This is a genomic window from Polaromonas sp. (assembly GCF_029945685.1).
In the GTDB taxonomy this organism is placed as follows: Bacteria; Pseudomonadota; Gammaproteobacteria; order Burkholderiales; family Burkholderiaceae_C; genus Polaromonas.
Genome location: NZ_JAQSDA010000003.1, coordinates 21095 through 43747, shown reverse-complemented (window position 1 = coordinate 43747; position 22653 = coordinate 21095). Strand labels below are relative to the sequence as shown.

The 22653-nt window shown below is 64.3% G+C and carries 19 protein-coding genes; 12 read left to right on the top strand and 7 right to left on the bottom strand.

Features of this window, described 5'->3' with window-relative positions:
- Positions 1 to 45: 45 nt before the first annotated feature.
- From PSV26_RS00500 to PSV26_RS00475, 6 genes are all read right to left on the bottom strand, one after another.
- Complete coding sequence (locus PSV26_RS00500) at positions 46 to 1404, bottom strand: ATP-binding protein (RefSeq protein WP_300566422.1); 1359 nt, start codon at positions 1402 to 1404, stop codon at positions 46 to 48.
- Positions 1401 to 2129, bottom strand: coding sequence for a response regulator transcription factor (locus PSV26_RS00495; protein WP_300566420.1), 729 nt, complete (start codon positions 2127 to 2129; stop codon positions 1401 to 1403). Before PSV26_RS00495 ends, PSV26_RS00500 begins: the two co-directional genes overlap by 4 nt.
- A complete protein-coding gene (locus tag PSV26_RS00490; RefSeq protein WP_300566417.1) occupies positions 2129 to 2518 on the bottom strand; it encodes a hypothetical protein in 390 nt (129 codons plus the stop codon). The genes PSV26_RS00495 and PSV26_RS00490 overlap by 1 nt, the downstream gene beginning before the upstream one ends.
- A gap of 107 nt (positions 2519 to 2625) precedes the next feature.
- On the bottom strand, positions 2626 to 3996 hold the full coding sequence (locus PSV26_RS00485) for an alpha/beta hydrolase (protein WP_300566414.1): 1371 nt from the start codon (positions 3994 to 3996) through the stop codon (positions 2626 to 2628).
- A gap of 87 nt (positions 3997 to 4083) precedes the next feature.
- Positions 4084 to 4935, bottom strand: coding sequence for a pseudouridine synthase (locus tag PSV26_RS00480; protein WP_300566411.1), 852 nt, complete (start codon positions 4933 to 4935; stop codon positions 4084 to 4086).
- Positions 4936 to 5066: 131 nt separating this feature from the next.
- Positions 5067 to 5777, bottom strand: a complete 711-nt coding sequence (locus PSV26_RS00475; RefSeq protein WP_300566408.1) for a Crp/Fnr family transcriptional regulator — start codon at positions 5775 to 5777, stop codon at positions 5067 to 5069.
- Between the two features lie 143 nt (positions 5778 to 5920).
- Between PSV26_RS00475 and PSV26_RS00470 the strand changes: the two genes are divergently transcribed.
- The 10 genes from PSV26_RS00470 to PSV26_RS00425 all read left to right on the top strand — a co-directional run bounded on the left by PSV26_RS00470 (position 5921) and on the right by PSV26_RS00425 (position 18626).
- Complete coding sequence (locus PSV26_RS00470) at positions 5921 to 7120, top strand: ABC transporter substrate-binding protein (RefSeq protein ID WP_300566406.1); 1200 nt, start codon at positions 5921 to 5923, stop codon at positions 7118 to 7120.
- A gap of 152 nt (positions 7121 to 7272) precedes the next feature.
- Complete coding sequence (locus PSV26_RS00465; protein WP_300566403.1) at positions 7273 to 9219, top strand: AMP-binding protein; 1947 nt, start codon at positions 7273 to 7275, stop codon at positions 9217 to 9219.
- A gap of 88 nt (positions 9220 to 9307) precedes the next feature.
- A complete protein-coding gene (locus PSV26_RS00460) occupies positions 9308 to 10090 on the top strand; it encodes an ABC transporter ATP-binding protein (protein WP_300517301.1) in 783 nt (260 codons plus the stop codon).
- 142 nt (positions 10091 to 10232) lie between these two features.
- Positions 10233 to 11162: a branched-chain amino acid ABC transporter permease gene (locus tag PSV26_RS00455; RefSeq protein WP_300517299.1), complete on the top strand. Its 930-nt coding sequence runs from the start codon at positions 10233 to 10235 to the stop codon at positions 11160 to 11162.
- A gap of 127 nt (positions 11163 to 11289) precedes the next feature.
- Positions 11290 to 12366 (top strand): branched-chain amino acid ABC transporter permease, encoded by a 1077-nt coding sequence (locus PSV26_RS00450; RefSeq protein WP_300517296.1) that lies wholly within the window; start codon positions 11290 to 11292, stop codon positions 12364 to 12366.
- 97 nt (positions 12367 to 12463) lie between these two features.
- Entirely contained in the window at positions 12464 to 13798 is a 1335-nt protein-coding gene (locus tag PSV26_RS00445; protein WP_300517293.1) for an ABC transporter substrate-binding protein, read from the top strand.
- Positions 13799 to 13924: 126 nt separating this feature from the next.
- Positions 13925 to 14746 (top strand): ABC transporter ATP-binding protein, encoded by an 822-nt coding sequence (locus PSV26_RS00440; protein ID WP_300517290.1) that lies wholly within the window; start codon positions 13925 to 13927, stop codon positions 14744 to 14746.
- Positions 14747 to 14959: 213 nt separating this feature from the next.
- A complete protein-coding gene (locus tag PSV26_RS00435; RefSeq protein ID WP_300566400.1) occupies positions 14960 to 16207 on the top strand; it encodes an AMP-binding protein in 1248 nt (415 codons plus the stop codon).
- Positions 16208 to 16483: 276 nt separating this feature from the next.
- Entirely contained in the window at positions 16484 to 17467 is a 984-nt protein-coding gene (locus PSV26_RS00430) for a tripartite tricarboxylate transporter substrate-binding protein (protein WP_300517283.1), read from the top strand.
- Between the two features lie 151 nt (positions 17468 to 17618).
- Positions 17619 to 18626 carry a tripartite tricarboxylate transporter substrate binding protein gene (locus PSV26_RS00425; protein ID WP_300566397.1) on the top strand — a complete coding sequence of 336 codons (1008 nt, stop codon included), beginning with the start codon at positions 17619 to 17621 and terminating at the stop codon, positions 18624 to 18626.
- Between the two features lie 274 nt (positions 18627 to 18900).
- Here PSV26_RS00425 and PSV26_RS00420 read toward each other — a convergent pair whose 3' ends face one another.
- Entirely contained in the window at positions 18901 to 19200 is a 300-nt protein-coding gene (locus PSV26_RS00420) for a DUF1840 domain-containing protein (RefSeq protein ID WP_300517277.1), read from the bottom strand.
- A gap of 112 nt (positions 19201 to 19312) precedes the next feature.
- On the opposite strand from PSV26_RS00420, the gene PSV26_RS00415 reads away from it, so the two are divergent.
- Positions 19313 to 20059, top strand: a complete 747-nt coding sequence (locus tag PSV26_RS00415; protein ID WP_300517274.1) for a 2OG-Fe dioxygenase family protein — start codon at positions 19313 to 19315, stop codon at positions 20057 to 20059.
- 258 nt (positions 20060 to 20317) lie between these two features.
- Positions 20318 to 22618: a bifunctional salicylyl-CoA 5-hydroxylase/oxidoreductase gene (locus PSV26_RS00410; protein ID WP_300566394.1), complete on the top strand. Its 2301-nt coding sequence runs from the start codon at positions 20318 to 20320 to the stop codon at positions 22616 to 22618.
- Positions 22619 to 22653 lie beyond the last annotated feature (35 nt).

Genomic DNA, 22653 nt, shown 5'->3' with positions numbered 1-22653 from the left:
TAGGCGACCATGAGCGAAGTCTTAGCTGGCAATGAGGGCACCACTTCACAGCGTCTCGACACGCGCCACCAGGCCGCTGCGACCTTCTCGGTTGCGCAGGGTGATGCGCAGGCCGCAACGCCTGGCCGCCGCCTGCGCAATGGCCAGCCCCAGACCGCTGCCACCCGCGTCGCTTCCCGGCACCCGGAAAAAACGGTCAAACACCCGGCCCTGCAGCTCGGGCGGAATACCGGGGCCGGCATCTTCCACTTCGATGAGCAGACGCCCCTGCACACTCGCGACGCGCACATCCACCACGCTGCCTTGCGGGGCATGGCGCAAGGCATTCTCGATCAGGTTATCCACGACGCTGCGCAGATCACTCGCGGGGCAGTGCAGCATGGCGGCCTCGGCGGGCAGCCCGGAGGCGTCCAGCCCCAGATCCATGCCGCGCTGGTCAGCCAGCGTGATCAGCTGGTTGATGCTTTCGTGCAGCACCTGGTGCACATTGATCGGCCCCAAGGCTGGTTCTGCGCCTGCCGACTCATGGCGTGAAAGCTTGAGCAACTGGTCCACCAGCCGCTGCGCCCGCTGGATGCCCGCCTCGAGCTGGGCGAAACGCTGCGCCGGCGCGCCGGTGCACAGGTCGCCGCGCAGGTTTTCGAGCTGCAGGCCGACCGCGGTGATGGGCGTGCGCAACTCATGGGCCGCATCCTGCACAAAGCGGCGCTGCGTGGCAAATGCATCGCGCAGTCGCGTCAGCAGGCTGTTGAAGGAAATGACCAGCGGCGCAATTTCACGCGGCACCCGGTCCAGCGGCAGCTCGGCGATGTTGTGTTCGTCCTGTGCCGAGGTCTGGCGGGCGATCGTGCCCACCTCACGCGAGACCATGGCCACCACGCACCACAGGATCAGCACCGACAGCGGCAGCAGCAGGATCACGGGCGCGATGGCGGCGCCGGCCTGCCCGACGGCGACGTGACGGCGAAACTCGCTGCTTTGCAGCACCTGGATGCGGCGCGATGCCTCGGCCTTGCCCGGCCCGGTGGTGTAGACGCGCCAGCGCTCTCCGCCTGTCCTGACGTCCTGAAAACCCGGTGTTGCCAACAGCGCCATGGCCGATTCCGGCCATGAGCTGAAGCGGGGCTGGCCGGCGGCATCAAACACCTGCACCACATAGGTCCCCAGCTTGTGCACCCGCTCGCGTGTCAGCGGGGGCAACGCGATGTCCTGCTCCTGCGCCGCCATGGACTCGGCCAGCAACTCCATCTGGTTGTCCATGAAGGCGCTGGCCATGCGCAGATAGCTCCAGTAGGCAAAACCCGCCGAAGCGGCGCCCACCAGCAAAAACACCGGCACCAGCCAGAGCAGCAGCGCCCGGCGCAACGAGCACAGCCGTCCAGCGGGGAAAACGTGAAACATCATGCCGGGTCTCCGGAGGCTGTGGTTACGGCCTGTGGCGCCGCCACCAAGGCAGGTGAGGCTGCCGGTGCGGCGGCCGCGATGCGCCAGCCCAGGCCGCGCACGTTGCGGATGGTGTCCGCCCCCAGTTTCTTGCGCATGCCGTGGATCAGCACATCGACCGCATTGCTCATGACTTCTTCGCCCCAGCCGTAGATGCGGTTTTCAAGCTGGTCGCGCGACAGGATGGCGCCCGGCCGTTCCAGCAAGGCGTGAAGCAGCGCGTACTCGCGCGCAGACAGCGCCGAGGGTTCGCCGTTGACCAGCACCTCGCGGGTGGTCAGGTCCAGTTGCACCATGCCGTTGCCGATCACCGAATGCGCGCTGCCGTCACGCCGCCGGATGACCGCACGCATGCGCGCCAGCAGCTCGCGAAACTCGTAGGGCTTGAGAAGGTAGTCGTCGGCCCCCAGATCCAGCCCGGCAATGCGGTCGTCCAGGCCATCACGCGCGGTGAGCACCAGCACCGGCGTGGCATCCCCGCGGACACGGGCCTGGCGCAACACCTCGAGACCATCGCGCCTGGGCAGGCCCAGGTCCAGCAGCACGCAGGCGTAAGCGCCATCGGCCAGCGCACTTTGCGCCAGCAGGCCGTCACGCACCCAGTCCACCGACCAGCCATTGGTCTCCAGCGCCTGCTGCAGGCTGCGGCCAATCATGTCGTCGTCTTCCACCAGCAGAACGCGCATCAGGCCTCCCCGTGCCGCGGCGTCAGGCCTTCCCAGCGCGCCTGCCGCCTGGCCGAATGCAGCAGCAGGGCGCCGGCACACAGCAGGGCAGCCATGCCGGCCAGGTTCAGGTAGAAGGCCGTGGTCGCGCTGAAACCGGGCATGGCCAGCGCAATCCCGACAAAACCGGCCTGGCTGAGCAGCCCCGTCGCCACCACGGCCGGCCGGAGGGTCCGCACCAGCACGGCGCCCAGCAGTGCAGCGGCCAGCACGGCAATCAGGAACCGGTGGTGCAGAAGCAGCGGCAGCGCCGCGCCGCCTGCTGGCGGCAAGGCGAGCAGGACCCACACGGCGCTCACACCGGCGGCTAGCAGAATGGCGCGGGCAACACGTTCGGCAAAGGTGTCCATGGTGGGCAGAGTGTGGTGGTGGAGAGGGTATCTTCGCCGGACTGAATTAGCCTTGAATTAGCACCGCATGCGGATGAGGAGGCGGACGCGGGCGGCGAATTGAAGGCTCACGTCAGCCAGCGCCTGAGCTGCTGGTAAACCGGCAGGCTGTGCAGCAGGGCGATGTGGCCGGTAGCGGCCACCACCCATTGCCGGTCCGCCGGGAAATCCAGGCAGCGCGCCGGTTCCCCGTGCTGGCCCAGCGCGCTGGACAGGGGCACCAGGCCGTCGCCGAGTGCGGCATCGAGCCTGCGCCCGGTGGTTGCCGCCGCCGGGAGCTCAGCCAGCGTGGCGGCCACCGCAAAACAGGCGACGCCGGAAGGCAGCGGCAAGGGCTGGCGCGTGTCTGTCCCACCGGCAAACCGGTCGGTGCCCTGCCAGTCGGCCGGCAACACATGGCCGTGCCGCAGGTCTGTGATGCCCGCGCTGCGGACCTGTCCGATTTTTGCAAACGGCCGGGTCAGCGGCTTGCTGCCGAGCACGGTGTCCACCCAGCTCCCGACTTTTTCCAGCGGCGCGCCATGGTGTGGTGTGCCCAGAAAAACCAGGTGCCGCAGCCGGCTGGGCCAGTGCATGCCCTGCGCCGTTGCACTGTGGCAGGCACTGCGTGCCACCAGGCCGCCCATGCTGTGCGTCAGCAGGCTGAGGGTCTCGACCTCCTGCGGCCAGACCTGCAACAGCAGCTCGAGCAATGCCGCCAACTGCCCGCCATTGACCGAGGTGTGCAGGCCGGTGTTGTAGTGCAGGTAAACCGGTGTGTAGCCGAGCTCCTTCGCGAGCCCCTCCCCGTAGTCCTGGCCATGGCCCGGCAGCACATCGGCCGGGCTGTCAGCGCGCCACTGCAGGTCGTTCATGCACAGGCCGTGCACCAGCAGCAGGATCTTGCCGGTCGCGCGCGGCAGGCGCTGCGCCAATTCGACTTTGTCCATGGGCAGCGACCGGCCATCATGGCGAACGCTCATGGTGATCGCCAGCGGGTTGGCGGTGTCCAGCAACTGGTCGCCGAGCACGCCATTGAGAGCCGAAAGCAGGGCTTCGCGCTGCGGCGACGAGGCTGGCGGCTCCGCCCTGGGCGCCACGCGCGACAACAGGGCATCGACGGTGCCGCCGGCCAGACGCGTCACACCCTTGACGCTGCCGTAGACCAGGCCGGTGATGCCTTTTTTGCGGACACCCGAGGTACCCGCCGCGCGGTCCACAAACTTCTGCCCGGCGGCGCCAAAGGGGGCGGCAACCGCCTTGTAGACATTGCCCTGCACCCTCTCGACCAGCTCGGTGATGCCCAGCGTTCCCTGGGTGGCGAGCTGGGCAAGACCCCGGACGTCGGACAGGTGCAGGTGGTGGCGCCAATCGGCCAGCAGGGCGCGCGCGGGGCGGGGCGACGATGGGGTGGTCATGCGGCCATTGTCGCGGTCGCCGCTGACGGCGTCCACCCGCATCGTTTTGGGCTCACTTGATGAATGAAAACCGGCTTGAGCCCAACAGGGACGTGCGCAAGCAGCTCCTGAAACAGGAGCAAGTCCGGCTCAAAACCGTTCGTGCGGCGCCAGGTAGCGCCACTGGCCGACCGGCAGATGCCCAAGGTTGACCATGCCGATGCGCACCCGTTTGAGGCCCGTCACAAACAGCCCGACCTGCTCGCACATGCGGCGGATCTGACGCTTCTTGCCTTCCTTGAGCACAAACCGCAGTTGCTCTGGGTTTTGCCATTCGACGCGCGCCGGCTTCAAAGGCTCGCCGTCCAGGCTCAGGCCGTGGCGCAACAAGGCGAGTTTTTCCGGTGGAAACACGGCCTGGACATTGACGGTTTCGGCGCCTTGTTCACCCTGATACGTGACACGCACCAGGTATTCCTTTTCGATTTCGGAGTCCTCGCCGATCAGCTGCCGCGCGACGCGGCCGTCCTGCGTGAGCACCAGCAGCCCGATTGAGTCGATGTCGAGCCGGCCCGCCGGCGCCAGGCCGCGCAGCTGCTCATGGCCCCAGCGCATGCGGCTGTTGCACTCGCGCCAGCGGTTTTGCGGCTGAACCAGCACCACGGCGGGTTCGTGCCCGTCCTCGGCCTGACCGCTGACATAACCGACCGGCTTGTTGATCAGGATGGTGACCTGCTGGCGCTGGTACTGCTCGGCTTCGCGCGCCACGTCGATGCGCGCATTGGCGGCCACCGGCTGGCCCATGACCGCCGGCTGGCCGTCCACGCGGACCCAGCCGCGCGAAATCCAGTCGTCGGCCTCGCGGCGCGAACACAGGCCGAGTTCGGCCATGCGTTTGTTCAGACGGACCTTCAGCGCCGGGGCGCCCGGAGCGGCCACCGCTTTGGGAATACGCACCGCTGCGCCGGCGACGGGGAGTTTGGGAGAGGTGGGATCGGCCATGAAGCCCCATTTTACGGCGGTATCGCCCGGGTCGGCGCCGCCAGCAGGTCAGCGCCGCAAGCGGCGAGGAGATTTTTTGCTATGTATTTAATAGCTGTTCACGCAGTCCGGACAAGGGCCACGGCCCGTATTTACTGAGCAATGCTGTTGCGCAGTGCCTCCAGGTCCAGCACACGCAGACCGCCGTATTCAATGCGGATCGTGCCCTGCGCCTGCAGGTTGGACAGCGCCTCGTTCACGCGCTGACGCGACAGCCCCACGAGGTAAGCCATTTCCTGCTGGGTGATGCGAAGAATTTCGCCGACGCCCGGGTAGAGCACAGGGTTGAACAGCGCCGCCAGGCTGCGGGCGACACGCAGATCAGGGTTGGCCAGGCGGTCGATTTCGCGCGCGGCAATGAACTGCCCCAGACGCTCGTTGAGCTGGTTCATCACGAAGCGGTTGAAGCCGATCGAGTGGTCCAGCAACCAGTGGAAGGAGTCGACCGGCAGGCCCGCCACCACGCTTTTTCGCAGCGCCTGGATGTTGTAGCGGTAGGGTTCGCGCTTGAGCGCGGTCCCCTCACCAAACCAGCCGCCCGGCGGCAATCCGGCAAAAGTCATGGTGATGCCCTGGACGTTGTCGCTGCTCATCTTGAGCAGGCCTTCGACCACGCCGAACCAATAGGTCACCGGCCTGCCGACCCGGCACACATAGTCGCCTGCTGCGGCGTCGCCCACCTGCAGCTGTGCCACAGCGCGCGCGCGTTCCTCGGGCAGCAACTGCCACAGCCAGGGAATGCCTTGCTGCTCTTCCGGCGTGGGCGTCCTGCGGCGCTGGTGGAGGGTCAGGTCAGTAGACACGGGTCACCCAGGTGAGGCGAAGAAATCCCCCCGGGAAACTCCGGAGGGGGCACACCCTTGAATTGTCGTCGAACAGACATTTCATTGTCAATCGGCCGTCTAGCATCTGGCCACTCAATTTTCAACCTCCAGCCAGGACTCCCATGACCCTCACTCCCATCTCCACCTTCCATCGCGGGCAGGCTGCAACATGCGATCCACAGGCCGACCAACTGACACGCCGCAGCGTGCTGGGCGCGCTCGCGGCGTTGCCCGTGGCCCTTCATGCACCCCTGCGCGCCGACAACACGGCTCCTGTGAAAATTGCGCAGTCCACGGCACTCAGCGGCCCGCTCGGCGAACTGGGCCAGGCCATGCACCAGGGTGCCAAGGCGTGTTTTGCGGCCATCAATGCCAAAGGCGGGGTGAACGGCCGGCCCATCGAACTCGTCGCGGTCGATGACGGCTACGACGTCAAGCGCGCGCTCGCCAATGTGAAGGGCTTCATTGAAGACCGCAACAACTTCGCGCTTTTCAACTGCATGGGCACCCCCATGATCGAGGCCATGCTGCCGCAGGTGCTTGAATCGGGCATCCCGTTTTTTGCGCCCTTTTCCGGCGCCCTGTCAGCGCGACCCAAAAATGCCCGCAATGTGTTCAACATCCGCGCCAGTTATGCGGACGAGGCGGAGCAACTGGTGCAGCACCTCGCGACCATCGGCATCAAGCGCATCGCGATCGTCTACCAGAACAACTCCTTCGGCAAGGAAGTGTTCGATGCCACCCAGCGCTCCATGACCCGGCACAAGCTCGATGCCACGGCCATCGTGACCGTGGAGAACAATTCCTCGGACGCAGGCGCAGCCGCGGCCAAGGTCGCGACCTCGAACCCGGAGGCGGTGCTGGTCGGCCTGGCGGGCAAACCCACCATCGACTTTGTCAAGGCGATGCGCATGCATCGCAAGGGGCTGCCGCTGTACGCCCTCTCCATCATGGGAGCCGCCGCCACCATCAAGGCCATGGGCGACGATGCGACCGGCATCGCCATTTCACAGGTCGTACCCTTGCCCAACGCCACCGTGGTGCCCGTCGTTCGCGAATTCCAGCAGGCCTGGAAGGCTGCCGGCGTGACACTGGCGCCTTCGCATCTGGCACTGGAGGGGTATATCAACGCCCGGGTCTTCGCCGAGGCGCTCCGGCTGGCGGGACGCAACCCGACACGCAGCGGCTTCATAGACAGCACCTGGAACCTCAAACGCTACGACCTGGGCGGTTTCGAAGTGAGCTTCAGCGATTCGGCGACGAACGCTTCGCGATTCGTCGAACTCACCATGGTTTCGCGCGATGGCCGCTTTATCCGATAACAGGGCTGCCCCCCGGGCACACCCCACTAGGACTTACCCGGAAATTGTCGTCGCAATGACACCGTAACGTCAAAGCCAGTCCTACCATTCATTTCAACCGACGGCTTTGGCTGAACCGGAAGCCGCACTGAACACTGGAGACAAGGTACCGAATGCAGACCACCTTCCCCCGATTGCTGCTGAAACACGCCGCAGAGCGCCCCACGGCGCCGGCCATGCGCGAGAAGGAATACGGCATCTGGCAGGCGCATAGCTGGGCCGACATGGCCGCGCTGGTGGAACACATCGCCTGCGGCCTGCATCAGGCCGGCCTGCAGCGCGGTGAACACATGGTCGTGGTGGGCGCGAATCGGCCCCGGTTGTACGCCACCATGCTGGCGGCGCAGTCGCTGGGCGCGATTGCCGTGCCCCTCTACCAGGACGCCGTCGGTGCCGAATGTGTGTTTCCCATCAACAATGCGGAAGTCCGCTTTGCGATGGTCGAAGACCAGGAGCAGGTCGACAAACTCATGGACATCCGCGAGCAGTGCCCGCAGTTGGCCCACATCATCTACGACGACCCGCGCGGACTGCGCAACTACAACGAGCCGGGCCTGGTCGCCCTCGATGCACTGATCATCTCGGGCCAGGCCCTGGCCGCCAGCCAGCCGGCGTTTTTCAGGGACCAGGTCGAACAGGCGCATCCTGACGAGGTGGCCGCCATGTTCTTCACCTCGGGCACGACCGGCAACCCCAAGGGCGTGGTGCATACACACAGCACCCTGCTCGACCGCGCCGAAGCCGGCGCCGAGTTCGACAAGCTGACCAGCCGCGAGGAAGTGCTGGCCTACCTGCCGCCAGCCTGGATCGGCCAGAACATCTTCAGCTACGCCCAGTGGCTGTGCTGCGGCTACGTGGTCAATTGCCCCGAAAACGCGAGCACCGTGACCATCGACCTCAAGGAAGTCGGCCCGACCTACTACTTTGCGCCGCCGCGGGTGTTTGAAGGCCTGCTGACCAGCGTGATGATCCGCATGGAAGACGCGGGCCTGCTCAAGCGCAAGATGTTTCACTTCTTCATGGACGTGGCCAAACGCGTAGGCCCGGCCCTGATGGACGGCCAGCCGGTGGGAGCCGGCGACCGGCTGCTTTACGCGCTGGGGCAGGTCATGGCCTACGGCCCACTGCGCAACAACCTGGGCTTCAGCCGGGTGCGTGTGGCTTACACGGCCGGTGAAGCGATTGGCCCGGACCTGTTCACCTTCTACCGCTCCATCGGCATCAACCTCAAGCAGCTTTACGGCTCGACAGAAACGGCCGTGTTTGTCTGCCTGCAGCCGGACAACCAGGCGCGCGCCGACACGGTGGGCGTGCCGATCAAGGGCGTGGAAATCAAGGTGGCGGACAACGGCGAGATCCTCGTCAAGTCCGCCGGCCTGCTCAAGGGCTACTACAAGAACCCGGCCGCCACGGCCGAGGTGCTGACCGCCGACGGCTGGTACCACACCAGCGATGCCGGTTTTCTCGACGCGAGCGGCCACCTCAAGATCATCGACCGCGTCAAGGACGTGGGCCGCATCCGGGGCGGCGCCAACGACGGCGCCATGTTTGCGCCCAAGTATGTGGAGAACAAGCTGAAATTCTTTCCCCATATCAAGGAGGTCGTGGCCTATGGAGACGGCCGTGAAAAAGTCTGCGTCATGATCAACATCGACTTCGACGCGGTCGGCAACTGGGCCGAACGGCGCAACCTGCCTTATGCCGGTTATACCGACCTGGCGCAAAAGCCCGAGGTCTACCAGCTGATCAAGGAATGTGTCGAGAAGGTCAACGCCGACCTGAGCGCCGACACCCTGCTGGCAGGCTCGCAGATCAGCCGCTTTCTGGTGCTGCACAAGGAGCTCGACGCCGACGACGGCGAACTGACCCGTACCAACAAGGTCCGCCGCGGCTTCATCGCCGACAAGTACCAACCCCTGGTCGATGCGCTGTACAGCGGAAAAACCGAACAGTTCATTGAAACCGTGGTCAAGTTCGAAGACGGGCGCAGCGGCAGCGTCAGTGCCACGCTGAAGATCAGCGACACGCAGACCTTTGCACCGGTGAAGGCAGCGGCATGAACACTCTCACCGTTCGGGCTGAGCCTGTCGAAGCCCCATCACCCATCATGCAAACACCTCGACAAGCTCAGTGCGAACGGATTTCCCCATGAGCAAGAAGATCGGCGACGTCATCCTGGACGTGAACAACATCAGTCTGAGCTTCGGCGGCGTGAAAGCCCTGTCCGACATTTCCTTCAATGTGAAGGAGCACGAAATCCGCGCCATCATCGGCCCCAACGGCGCCGGCAAAAGCTCCATGCTCAACTGCATCAACGGCGTCTACACGCCGCAGCAGGGTTCAATCACCTTTCGCGGCCAGACCTTCAAACACATGAACAGCCACCAGGTGGCCGTCATGGGTGTGGCGCGCACCTTCCAGAACCTGGCACTGTTCAAGGGCATGAGTGTGCTCGACAACATCATGACCGGGCGCAACCTGAAGATCAAAAGCAACCTGTTGCTGCAGGCGCTGCGCATCGGCCCGGCGCAGAAGGAAGAGTTCATGCACCGCGAAGCGGTCGAGAAAATCATCGACTTCCTGGAAATCCAGGCCTACCGCAAGACGCCGGTCGGGCAACTGCCCTACGGCCTGCAAAAACGCGTGGACCTGGGCCGCGCGCTGGCCATGGAGCCGCAGGTGCTGCTGCTCGACGAACCGATGGCCGGCATGAACGTGGAAGAAAAACAGGACATGTGCCGCTTCGTGCTCGACGTCAACGATGAGTTCGGCACCACCGTGGTCCTGATCGAACACGACATGGGCGTGGTCATGGACATCTCCGACCGCGTCGTCGTGCTCGATTACGGCAAGAAGATCGGCGACGGCACGCCCGACGAAGTCCGCAACAACCCGGACGTGATCAAGGCTTACCTCGGAACGAGTCACTAACCATGCACAGCAACATTCACACAGAACGGACTTCTTCCAGCGGCCGCGATGGAACCGGCTTTGCCGGGCCCTATGCGGTGTCTCCTGGAAGGGGAGAGGCGGCTACGCGCAGCGAGCCCGCAACAGGGGTGAGGTAAATCTGATGGCTTTTTTCTTAGAGACTCTTCTTGGCGGCCTGATGGTCGGCATGCTTTATTCCCTGGTCGCCCTCGGCTTTGTGCTGATCTACAAGGCTTCGGGCGTGTTCAACTTCGCGCAGGGCGCGATGGTGCTGTTTGCCGCACTGGCCATGGCCCGCCTGTCCGAGTGGATTCCACAATGGACGGGCATAGACAACAAATGGCTGGGCAATATCCTGGCCTTTGCTGTGGCCGGCCTGCTGATGTTTGCCGTGGCCTGGCTGATCGAACGCCTGGTGCTGCGCCACCTGGTGAATCAGGAGGCGGCCACCCTGCTGATGGCGACCCTGGGCATTGCCTACTTCCTCGACGGCCTGGGCCAGACCATCTTCGGCAGCAATGTCTACAACCTGGACATTGGCATGCCCAAAGACCCGATCTTCGTGTTCGATTCGGTGTTCCCTGGCGGACTGCTGATCAACAAGGAAGACCTGATCGCCGCGGCGATTGCGACCGGTCTGGTGGCACTGCTGAGCCTGTTCTTCCAGAAAACCGCGACCGGGCGTGCATTGCGCGCGGTGGCCGACGATCACCAGGCGGCCCAGTCCATCGGCATCCCGCTCAACCGAATCTGGGTCATCGTCTGGTGCGTGGCCGGTGTCGTTGCGCTGGTGGCCGGCATGATCTGGGGCAGCAAGCTCGGCGTGCAGTTTTCTCTGACCACGCTGGCGCTGCGCGCCCTGCCGGTGGTCATCCTGGGCGGCCTGACCTCGGTACCCGGTGCCATCATCGGCGGACTGATCATCGGTGTCGGCGAAAAACTCTCGGAAGTGTTCCTCGGCCCCTACGTCGGCGGCGGCATCGAGATCTGGTTCGCCTATGTGCTGGCCCTGGTGTTCCTGCTGTTCCGCCCGCAGGGATTGTTCGGTGAAAAAATAATCGACAGAGTATGAATCCCCGCGCTTGTCACTTCTTGTACTGCGCTGCGCCTGCGGGCCGGCAGAGCCGGACCCGCGCCCCCTGCTGGCTGGGGGCCCCCTTTCGCTGCACTTCTTTCATCGCGATCTAACGGCACCCCCTATGTTCTACAGAGAAAACGGCCAATTCAGAACCAGCTATCAGGCTGACCAGCAGATCTTTCCGATCCTGCAGGACCGCATCGCCATTGCGCTGCTGCTGGCCGTGGCCTTTGTCGCCGTGCCGCTGCTGGCCAGCGACTACCTGATGCGGGCCATCCTGATTCCCTTCCTGATTTTCTCGCTGGCCGCCGTGGGCGTGAACATCCTCGTCGGTTACTGCGGGCAGATCTCGCTGGGCTCGGGCGCCTTCATGGCCGTCGGCGCCTACGGGGCCTACAACTTCTTTGTGCGGATTCCCGGCCTGCCCCTGATCCCGGCGCTGATCCTCGGCGGCCTGTGCGCCATGTTCTTCGGCATTCTTTTTGGTCTTCCCAGCCTGCGGGTGCGCGGCCTTTACCTGGCCGTGGCAACGCTGGCCGCCCAGTTCTTCGCCGACTGGATGTTTCTGCGCATCAAATGGTTCACGCTGGACACGCCTTCAGGATCGGTGGCGGTCTCAAACCTGCAGGTGTTCGGCCTGCCGCTGGAAAGCGCCGTGAGCAAATACCTGTTCTGCCTGGGCATCCTGGCCGTGGTGGCCCTGCTGGCCAAAAACCTGGTGCGCGGCGCGATCGGCCGCGAATGGATGGCGATCCGTGACATGGACGTGGCGGCGGCCGTGATTGGTATCCGGCCGATGTACGCCAAGCTCAGCGCCTTCGCCGTCAGTTCCTTCATCATTGGTGTCGCGGGCGCGCTGTGGGCCTTCATCTACCTGGGCGCCTGGGAGCCATCGGCTTTCTCGGTGGACTACTCGTTCCGCCTGCTGTTCATGGTGATCATCGGCGGACTCGGCTCCATCATGGGCAGTTTCTTCGGCGCGGCTTTCATCACCGTGCTGCCCATCGCGCTGAACCAGTTCCTTCCGTTCGTCGCCGGTCTGATCGGCATCACCATCACCACCACGGCGGTATCGCATGCCGAGCTGATGGTCTTCGGCGGGTTGATCGTCTGGTTCCTGATCGTCGAGCCGCATGGACTGGCCAAGCTGTGGTCGACCGGCAAGCAGAAGATGCGACTCTGGCCCTTTCCACACTGAAGGAGGACAGCGAATCAGCCATGGGGCCTGCGCCGTCTGACCGTTTAACGAGGTGTCCGTTTTTTTCAGGTGTTTTTTTAATTTTTAGGAGACAACAATGAAAGTTCGCAATTTGTTACTGGCAGCGGCAGTTCTTGCCACTGGCGCATCGTCCGTCGTGACGACCAGCGCATGGGCCCAGGCCAAGGAACAGTACCTGCCGGTGCTGTCCTACCGCACGGGACCATATGCCCCTAACGGCACGCCCACCGCCAACGGCATCGTCGATTACTACAAGCTCGTCAATGCGCGCGGCGGCATCAACGGCGTGAAGCTGATCTTCGAAGAGTGCGAGACCGGTTATGACACAGCCCGCAGCGTCGAATGTTATGAACGCCTGAAGGGCAAAAACGGCGGTGCCGCACTGATCCATCCCTGGTCAACCGGTGCGACCTTTGCACTGACCGAAAAGGCCCCCACCGACAAGATCCCGCTCATCACCACCGGCTACGGCCGCAGCGAGAGCGCCGACGGCACCGTGTTCAAGTGGAATTTCCCGCTGCTGGGCACCTACTGGGTGGCTGCCGATGCCATCATCCAGGCCATCGGCAAGAAGGAGGGAGGCCTGGACAAACTCAAGGGCAAGAAGATCGCCCTCGTCTACCACGACAGTCCCTTCGGCAAGGAGCCGATTCCCCTGCTGCAGGAGCGCAGCAAGATGCATGGTTTCGAGCTGCAGTTGCTGCCCGTGACGGCACCCGGCGTCGAGCAGAAGGCCACCTGGCTGCAGATCCGCCAGGCCAAGCCGGATTACACCCTGCTGTGGGGCTGGGGCGTGATGAACTCCACCGCGCTCAAGGAAGCGCAGGCCACCGGCTACCCGCGCGAGAAGATGTACGGCGTGTGGTGGTCCGGTGCCGAACCCGATGTCAAGGACGTTGGGCAGGGCGCCAAGGGCTACAACGCCGTCACGCTGCAGCATGGTGCGGACAAAAACGCGCCCATCGTCAAGGAAATCCTGGCCAAACTGCATGACAAGGGCCAGGGAACGGGACCCAGGGACGAAGTGGGTGAAGTGCTCTACCTGCGCGGTGTGGTCAGCGCAGCCGTGGGTATCGAAGGCATACGCGCAGCGCAGGAACGGTACGGCAAGGGCAAGGTCATGACCGGTGAACAAGTGCGCTGGGGACTGGAGAACCTGAACCTGACACAGGCCAAGCTCGATGCCCTGGGCTTCAAGGGTGTCCTGCGCCCGATTAGCACCTCGTGTGCCGATCACGTGGGTGCAGGGGCGGCCCGCATCCACACCTGGAATGGCAGCAAGTGGGAATTCACCACCGACTGGCTGGAAGCCGACCAGCAGATCATCAAGCCACTGGTGAAAGCCACGGCCAGCAAGTACGCTGCTGAAAAGAAGCTGACGCCGCGCACACCGGCGGATTGCCAGTCCTGATCTTTCAGCTGAACACCCCTCCCGCCCGTCGGGAGGGGGCGCGGCTCCAGCGAGCCGCCAAACGCCAGCGCTTCAAGCCCCCGTTGCAGCGCTGCCGTTTGGACAGCAACAAGCAGAAACATTCTTATGGAAAAACCTGACATCGCCAGCGACATCGTCCTGAACGTCAACGGCATCGAGGTCATTTACAACCACGTGATCCTGGTGCTCAAGGGGGTGTCCCTGCAGGTACCCGAAGGACGCATCGTGGCCATTCTGGGCGGCAATGGCGCCGGCAAGACCACGACCCTGCGGGCCATCTCCAACCTGCTGCAAGGCGAACGCGGCGCGGTCACCAAGGGCTCGATAGAGCTGCGCGGCGAACGCATCGAAAACCTGTCGCCGGCCGACCTGGTGCAACGCGGTGTGGTGCAGGTCATGGAAGGGCGGCACTGCTTTGCCCACCTGACGATTGAGGAAAACCTGCTGACCGGCGCCTACACGCTCAAAAGCAAGGCCGAAGTGGCGGCCAACCTCGAGAAGGTCTACAACTATTTCCCGCGCCTGAAAACCAGGCGCACCTCGCAGGCGGCTTACACCTCGGGCGGCGAGCAGCAGATGTGCGCCATCGGCCGCGCGCTGATGGCCAGCCCCACCATGGTGCTGCTCGACGAGCCCTCGATGGGCTTGGCGCCGCAGATCGTCGAGGAGGTCTTCAATATCGTGAAAGACCTCAACCAGAAGGAAAAGGTGACCTTTCTGCTGGCCGAGCAAAACACCAACATGGCCCTGAAATACGCTGACTACGGCTACATCATGGAAAGCGGCCGTATCGTGATGGACGGCCAGGCCAGCGATCTGGCGAACAACGAAGACGTCAAGGAGTTTTACCTGGGCGTTGGCGGCGGCGAACGCAAGAGCTTCAAGGACGTCAAGAGCTACAAGCGCCGCAAGCGCTGGCTGGCATGAAGCCCCCACGGTTGCTCACTGCGTGTAGCGCCCGAGGCCTTGCAGGCCGCGGCTTGCGAGACGCTTCGCCTCCGTCGCCTGTCCAAAGCTGCGCAAGCAGCTTTGGAGCCGCAGGCTCCAGCCCCGAGGGGGCGCTGCGCCTGCGGTCCGGCAAAGCCGGTTCCGCGGCCCCTGCTGGTGAAGAGGGGAGCCCAACGCTCCCTCGGAGATCTTATGACTGAGTATTACGACGTCCTGGAGACGCGGGAACCGGCCGTGCGCGAGACCCAGCTGATGGCGTCGCTGCCGGCGCAGGTGGCACATGCGCAAAAAGCGGCACCGGCCTTTGGATCCATTCTGGCGGGTCTGGACGCCGCAGCCGTCACTTCGCGCCAGGCGCTGGCACGGCTGCCCGTCACGCGCAAGCATGAGCTTCTGGCGCGGCAGCAGGCGGCCCGCGGCACCGACACATTTGGCGGTTTTTCCACGCTGCTGCGCGGCCCGAAGATGCCGCGCATTTTCTCCTCCCCCGGCCCGATCTATGAGCCCGAGGGCACCGCCCGCGACTACTGGCGCGCAGCCCGCGCCTTGTTCGCCGCAGGTTTTCGCGCCGGCGAGCTGGCCCACAACGCGTTCAGTTACCACATGACCCCGGGTGCCTTCATCATGGAATCCGGTGCGCATGCGATTGGCTGCAGCGTTTTTCCGGCCGGTGTGGGGCAGACCGAGCAGCAGCTCCAGGCGATCGCCGAACTCAGGCCCGATGCCTACATGGGAACGCCCAGTTTCCTGCGCATCCTGGTCGAGAAGGCGATTGAGACCGGCAGCGACATTTCCAGCCTCCGCAAGGGCCTGACGGGTGGTGAGGCGCTTCCACCCAGCCTGCGCGACTGGTTTGCCGGGCACGGCCTGGCTGTTTACCAGAGTTACGCCACTGCGGATCTGGGGCTGATCGCCTACGAAACCCCCGCTCGCGAAGGCCTGGTGCTCGACGAAGGCGTGATTGTGGAAATTGTCCGTCCCGGCACCGGCGACGCGGTTCCCGAGGGTGAGGTCGGCGAACTGGTGGTCACCACCCTGAACCCCGACTACCCGCTGATCCGCTTTGGCACGGGCGACCTGTCGGCAATCCTGCCGGGTGCCTGTCCCACCGGCCGGACCAACACGAGAATCAAGGGCTGGATGGGCCGGGCCGACCAGACCACGAAAATCCGGGGCATGTTTGTGCATCCGGGACAGGTGGCCGACATCACCCGGCGTTTTCCCGAGGTGCTCAAGGCCCGCCTGGTGGTCACCGGTGAGATGGCCAGCGACAGCATGACGCTCAAGGTCGAGGCGGCCGCGATGTCTCAAGGGCTGGAAAGCCGGATCAGCGAGGCGATCCGCGATGTGACCAAGTTGCGCGGCGACGTGGAGCTGATGGCGCCGGGCAGTCTGCCCAACGACGGCAAGGTCATTGAGGACGCCCGGAGTTACAAGTAGGGCCCCCACGCTTGTCGCTTCGCGTGCTGCGCTGCCCCCCGAGGGGGCGCTGCGCCTGCGGCCCGGCAAAGCCGGTTCCGCGGCCCTGGCTGCTCAAGAAAATACACCCACGCTTGTCGCTTCGCGTATTGCGCTGCCCCCCGAGGGGGCGCTGCGCCTGCGGGCCGGCAGAGCCGTACCCGAGGGGGCCCGGGGACTTGCCCTTACGTAGTTCCCGCGATGAATGCGACCCCGTCGGGCTCTACACTGGCGAGGTACATTTCAAAGGAGATTTTCATGAAACGCCTGTTAGTCCTCGCCGCTGCCGCAACGGCGCTGTTCGCCAACGCCCAGACCTATCCCGGCTCTAAACCGGTGTCCATTGTGGTTCCTTTTGCAGCCGGCGGTCCGACCGACCGGGTGGCACGCGACCTGGCCGAAGCCATGCGCAAGAACATGCCCGGCTCCAATTTCGTCGTCGAGAACGTCAACGGCGCTGGCGGCACGATTGCCGCCACCAAGGTCGCCAAAGCCACCCCGGACGGCCACACCCTGCTGCTGCACCATATCGGCATGGCTTCGGCCCCCGCCCTGTACCGCAAGCTGCAATACAAGCCGCTGGAGGACTTCGAGTACCTGGGCATGATCAATGAAGTGCCGATGACGCTGATTGGCAAGCCCCAGTTGCCGGCCAACACCTACCGCGACTTCGAGAACTACATCAAGGCCAACGCCGGCAAGCTCAACATAGCCCATGCCGGGCTGGGTTCAGCCTCGCACCTGTGCGGCCTGATGTGGCAAGCGGCGATCAACGCCAAGGAAGCCATGACCACCATTCCCTTCGGCGGCACCGGCCCGGCCATGAATGCGCTGGTCGGCGGCCAGGTCGACCTGATGTGTGACCAGACCACCAACACCACCGGCCAGATCGAGGCCGGCCGCGTCAAGGCCTTTGCGGTCACCACCGCCAAGCCATTGAGCAACCACAAGCTGCTCAAGGACTACCCGTCCCTGCAGGACATGGGCCTGAAGGGTTTCAACCTGACCATCTGGCATGGCTTGTACGCACCCAAAGGCACGCCGCCGGCCATTCAGGCCCAGCTGAACACGGCGCTCAAACTCGCACTGAAAGACCCCGACTTCATCAAGAAGCAGGAAGGCCTGGGCGCAATCGTTATCACTGACAATCGCGTGGAACCCGCCGCACACAAGGCCTTTGTGGCCTCGGAAATCGCCAAGCTCAAGCCAGTGATCGAAGCCGCCGGCAAGTTTGCCGACTGATTTCGGCACAACCGCCTGAAACAAAAGGCCGCCGGGCGAAAGCCAGGCGGCCTTTTTTGTTGCGGGCCGGGATTGCACCGATTGAAGCGCCCGGGTTGTCGCGCTAAGGTAAACCCATCCCTTTGACCTACTGCAACAGGAACCCCACATCATGCCCATCTTCAAGAAAAATCGCCGCCTGGCACTTTCCAGCATTGCTCTGGCAGCTACTATTTTTATAGCACTTCCGGTGGAAGCACAAACCGCCTGGCCAACCAAGCCGGTGCGCATTGTCGTGCCGTTTGCGCCCGGTGGCACCACCGACATCCTGGCCCGCGCCGTGGCGCCCGAGTTGACAAAAGCTTTCGGTCAGCCCTTCATCGTGGACAACCGGGCCGGTGCCGGCGGCAATGTCGGCGCCGACCTCGTGGCCAAGTCACCTGGCGACGGCTACACCCTGCTGATGGGCACGGTGGGCACCCACGGCATCAACAAATCGCTCTACAGCAAGATGCCTTTTGACCCGCAAAAGGACTTTGCCCCGATCACGCTGGTGGCCGGGGTGCCCAACGTGATGGTCATGAACGCCGAAAAAGCCGCCAAACTGGGCATCAACAGCGTGGCTGATTTTGTCAAATACGCCAAGGCCCATCCCGGCCAGTTCAGCATGGCGTCCAGCGGCAACGGCACCTCGATTCACCTGGCCGGCGAGCTGTTCAAGTCGCAGACCGGAATCTTCATGACGCACATTCCCTACCGCGGGTCCGGCCCGGCCCTGCTGGACCTGATAGGCGGCAACGTGGACGTGATGTTCGACAACCTGCCGTCGGCCATGCCACAAATCAAGGGCGGCAAGCTCAAGGCCTTTGCCGTGACCAGCGCCCAGCGCTCGACGGCCATGCCCGAGTTGCCCACGGTGGAAGAAGCCGGCAAGCTCAAGGGTTTTGAGGCCAGCAGCTGGTTTGGCCTGCTGGCGCCGGCCGGCACGCCGCCCGACGTGGTCAGCCGCATCCAGCAGGAAGTGGCCAAGGCCCTGGCAACACCGGCCATCAAGGAAAAAATGCTGGCCCAGGGGGCCATCCCCAGCGGCAACACCCCGCAGGAATTCGCCAAACTGATCGAGGCCGAAATCACCAAGTGGGCCCTGGTGGTGAAAGCGTCCGGCGCGAAGGTCGACTGACGAGCGCCAGGCCACCTCGGGCGCGAAAGGTCAACGTGCGTGAGGCCCGGGGCGTCTTTTCAAGCCGGGGCCGCGGAACCGGCCTTCGCCTGTCCTGTCCTGAGTCTGTCGAAGGGCCGGGCCGCAGGCGCAGCGGCCCCCTCGGGGCTGGAGCCTGCGTCTCCAAAGCTGCCTGCGCAGCTTTGGACAGGCGACAGAAGCAAAGCCTCTGGCGAGCGGCGGCCTGCAAGGTGCAGGAAGCTACACGCAGTGAGCGACCGTGGGGGCTCTATTTCTAGACGCCCCAGACCACTTCGTGACCCGCCTTGTGGTTGCGCTCCAGCATGTCGATGAAGGGCACGACGCGCTGGCGCAGGCCCAGCCCCTCTCCGGGAACCGGGGCTTCGGCCTGCTGGTCGTGCGATTCCTCGAGCGCGACGGCGGCGTGCAAGGCCGCGATGGCTGCCGGCATCTGCTCGGGCAGGATGATGCCCTTGGGACCCGCTTCCTTACCGATGATTTCCAGCACCCGCCGGCCATTGGCCTCCAGCATGATCAGGTCACCGGAAGCTTTGGATTTGAATTTGTACAACATGGCAGCTCCTTTTTCTTGCATGAACAGGAATGATTATGAGCGCGTCTGCGGGACGCGCCTGTAGGCAGCTAGCCCGTTCATGCGCCGGCCCCGTGAAGCAAAATAGGCGTCTATGTTCAATATCCCCACCGTTCAAAAGCCCGCCGCCCAGGGACTGAGCCAGGACGGCCTGAGTTTGCTGTCTGCCGCCGACCTGCCGCGCACACTGTCCCTTCCGCCTGACTGGGCCGGTCAATGGTCTGGTCTGGCCGCCTCCTGGGACAAGCTGCCGCCCGATGCCCATCTCAAGGATGGCGGCCACTATCGCCGGCGCCGGCACAGCTGCTTTGTGCAGGAGCTGCCCGGTGGGCAGTTGCAGCAGACGCCGCACCGCGCCCACTGGCAGCCCATCGACTACAACGCCCTGCATGGCGGTTTTGAGCGCTGGTTCGAACCGGTCGAGCCGGCCGTCGCCGCCGCGCCGGCCTGGACGGCCCTGCTGGGCGCCCTCGGCCAGCTGTTCGCCGCGGTTCGCCCGGTGCCGCGCTGGTACATCGAGGCCCACCAGTTCCGCATCGACACCGCAGGCGGCGTGGGCCGTCCAACGCCGGAAGGTGCGCACCGCGACGGCGTGGACTTCGTGGTGGTGATGCTGGTGGCGCGCCGTGGTGTCAAGGGCGGCGAGACGCGGGTGTTCGACGCCAACGGCCCCCACGGCCTGCGTTTTGTCATGCAGGAACCGCTGACCACGCTGCTGCTGGACGACGCCCGGGTGATCCATGAAACCACGCCCATCCTGCCGCTCGATGATGCGGCGCGGGACGGGTACCGCGACACCCTGGTGCTGACCTACCGGGCGGGTGACTTTCAAGCACCTTGAGCCCCCACGTTCGCTCGCTGCGCGTAGCTCTCTGCCCCCCGAGGGGGCGCTGCGCCTGCGGGCCGGCCCTTCGACAGACTCAGGACAGGCCAAGGCCGGACCCGCGGCCCCTGCTTGAAAGGAGATAACTCGGCCATTGCAGTTCGGACTCCGCCGGGTCAGCGTTAACCATGACGCAATCCCATAGAAAACCGCTTGACGAAAATAGTTTAAACCTAAACAATTAAGACTCGATCAATCAACTTGAACGGTCTTTCCATGCGCATTCTCTGCCTGGGCGGCGGACCCGCCGGTTTGTACTTTGCGGTGCTGATGAAGCTGCAGAATCCGGCCAACCAGATCACGGTGGTGGAACGCAACCGCCCGTTTGACACTTTCGGCTGGGGCGTGGTGCTGTCGGACCAGACCTTGGGCAACCTGCAGGTGGCCGACCCCGTCAGCGCGCAGCTGATTGGTGACGCGTTCAACCACTGGGATGACATCGAGGTTTTTTTCAAGGGCCACTCGGTGCGCTCGGGCGGCCACGGCTTTTGCGGCATTGGCCGCAAGCGCCTGCTCAATATCCTGCAGGATCGTTGCATTGAGCTGGGTGTCGATCTGGTGTTTGAAACCGATGTGCAGGACGACCAGGCCATCACGGAAAAGTACCATGCTGACCTGGTGATCGCCAGCGACGGCCTGAACAGCCGCATCCGCAACCGCTACGCCGACACCTTCAAGCCCGACATCGACCTGCGCGCCTGCCGTTTTGTCTGGCTGGGCACCCACAAGACCTTCGACGCCTTCACCTTTGCATTCGAGCAGACCGACCACGGCTGGTTCGCAGCGCACGCCTACAAGTTCGATGACAACACCTCAACGTTCATCGTCGAGACGCCCGAGGCGGTCTGGAAAGCCCATGGGCTGGACCAGATGAGTCAGGAAGAAGGCATTGCCTTCTGCGAAAAGCTGTTCGCCAAATACCTGGACGGCAACACCCTGATGAACAACGCCACCCATGTGCGGGGGTCGGCGATCTGGATCCGCTTTCCGCGCGTGGTCTGCGAGCGCTGGGTGCACCACGAAACCATTGCCGGCAAGGACGTGCCCATCGTGCTGATGGGCGACGCCGCGCACACGGCGCATTTCTCGATCGGTAGCGGCACCAAGCTGGCGCTGGAAGATGCGATCGAGCTGAGCCGCTGCTTTGCGCAACACCCGGCTGCGGACCAGGCCCTGCAGGCCTATGAAGCCGTTCGCTCGGTCGAGGTCCTGAAGATCCAGAACGCGGCGCGCAACTCGACCGAGTGGTTTGAAAACGTGGACCGCTACAGCGGCCTGGACGCCGAACAGTTCTTTTACTCGCTGCTGACACGTTCGCAGCGCATCAGCCACGAGAACCTGCGGGTGCGCGACGCCTCCTGGCTGCAGGGCTACGAGCAGTGGCTGGCCAAAAGCGCCGGCCAGCCCGCGCCGCCGCCGATGTTGCTGCCGCTCAAGGTACGCGAACTCACCCTGAAAAACCGCATCGTGGTATCCCCCATGGCGACCTACAGCGCTGTCGATGGCCTCCCGCAGGACTTCCATCTGGTGCACCTGGGTGCGCGTGCACTGGGCGGCGCGGCCATGGTGTTTGCCGAAATGACTGCGCCCTGCCCCGAAGGCCGCATCACGCCGGGCTGCCCGGGCTTGTGGAACGAGCAACAGATGCTGGCCTGGAAACGCATTGTCGATTTCGCGCACCGCTCGGGCGAAGGCGTGGCCATGGGCATGCAGCTGGGCCACAGCGGCCCCAAAGGCTCGACCCAGCTGGGTTGGGAGGCGCCCGACGAGCCCTTGCCCGCGGGCAACTGGCCGCTGCTGGCCGCCAGCGCCGTCCCGTACGGACCGACCAACGCCGTGCCGGCGGCCATGACGCGGGACGACATGGACCGCATCAAGGCGCAGTTTGTGCAGTCCACCCGTTATGCGGCGCAAGCCGGTTTCGACTGGCTGGAACTGCATTGCGCGCATGGCTACCTGCTGTCGAGTTTCATCACCCCGCTGACCAACCAGCGCAGCGACGAGTACGGCGGCTCGCTGGAAAACCGGTGCCGCTATCCGCTGGAAGTTTTTGCGGCCATGCGCTCCGTCTGGCCGGCACACCTGCCCATGAGCGTGCGCATTTCCGCCCACGACTGGGCGCCGGGCGGCAACACGGCCGACGACGCGGTGGCGATGGCGCGCCTGTTCAAGGCGGCAGGTTGCGACTTCATCGACGTTTCCTCGGGCCAGACCACCCGCGCGGCCAAGCCGGTGTACGGCCGCATGTACCAGACGCCGTTTGCAGACCGCATCCGCAACGAGGTCGGCATCCAGACGATTGCGGTCGGTGCGATTTCCGAGGTGGACCACGTCAACAGCATCATCGCCGCCGGGCGTGCCGACCTGTGCGCAATTGCGCGACCGCATCTGGCCGACTCGGCCTGGACCCTGCACGAAGCGGCCAAGCTGCAAAGCCGCGCGGTGGACTGGCCGAAACCCTACCTCAGCGGGCGGGACCAGATGTACCGCGAACTTTCAAAGCAAAAACAGGCCTGAGCCCTTGTCTGGAAAGCGCTAGCAGCTATCAAATC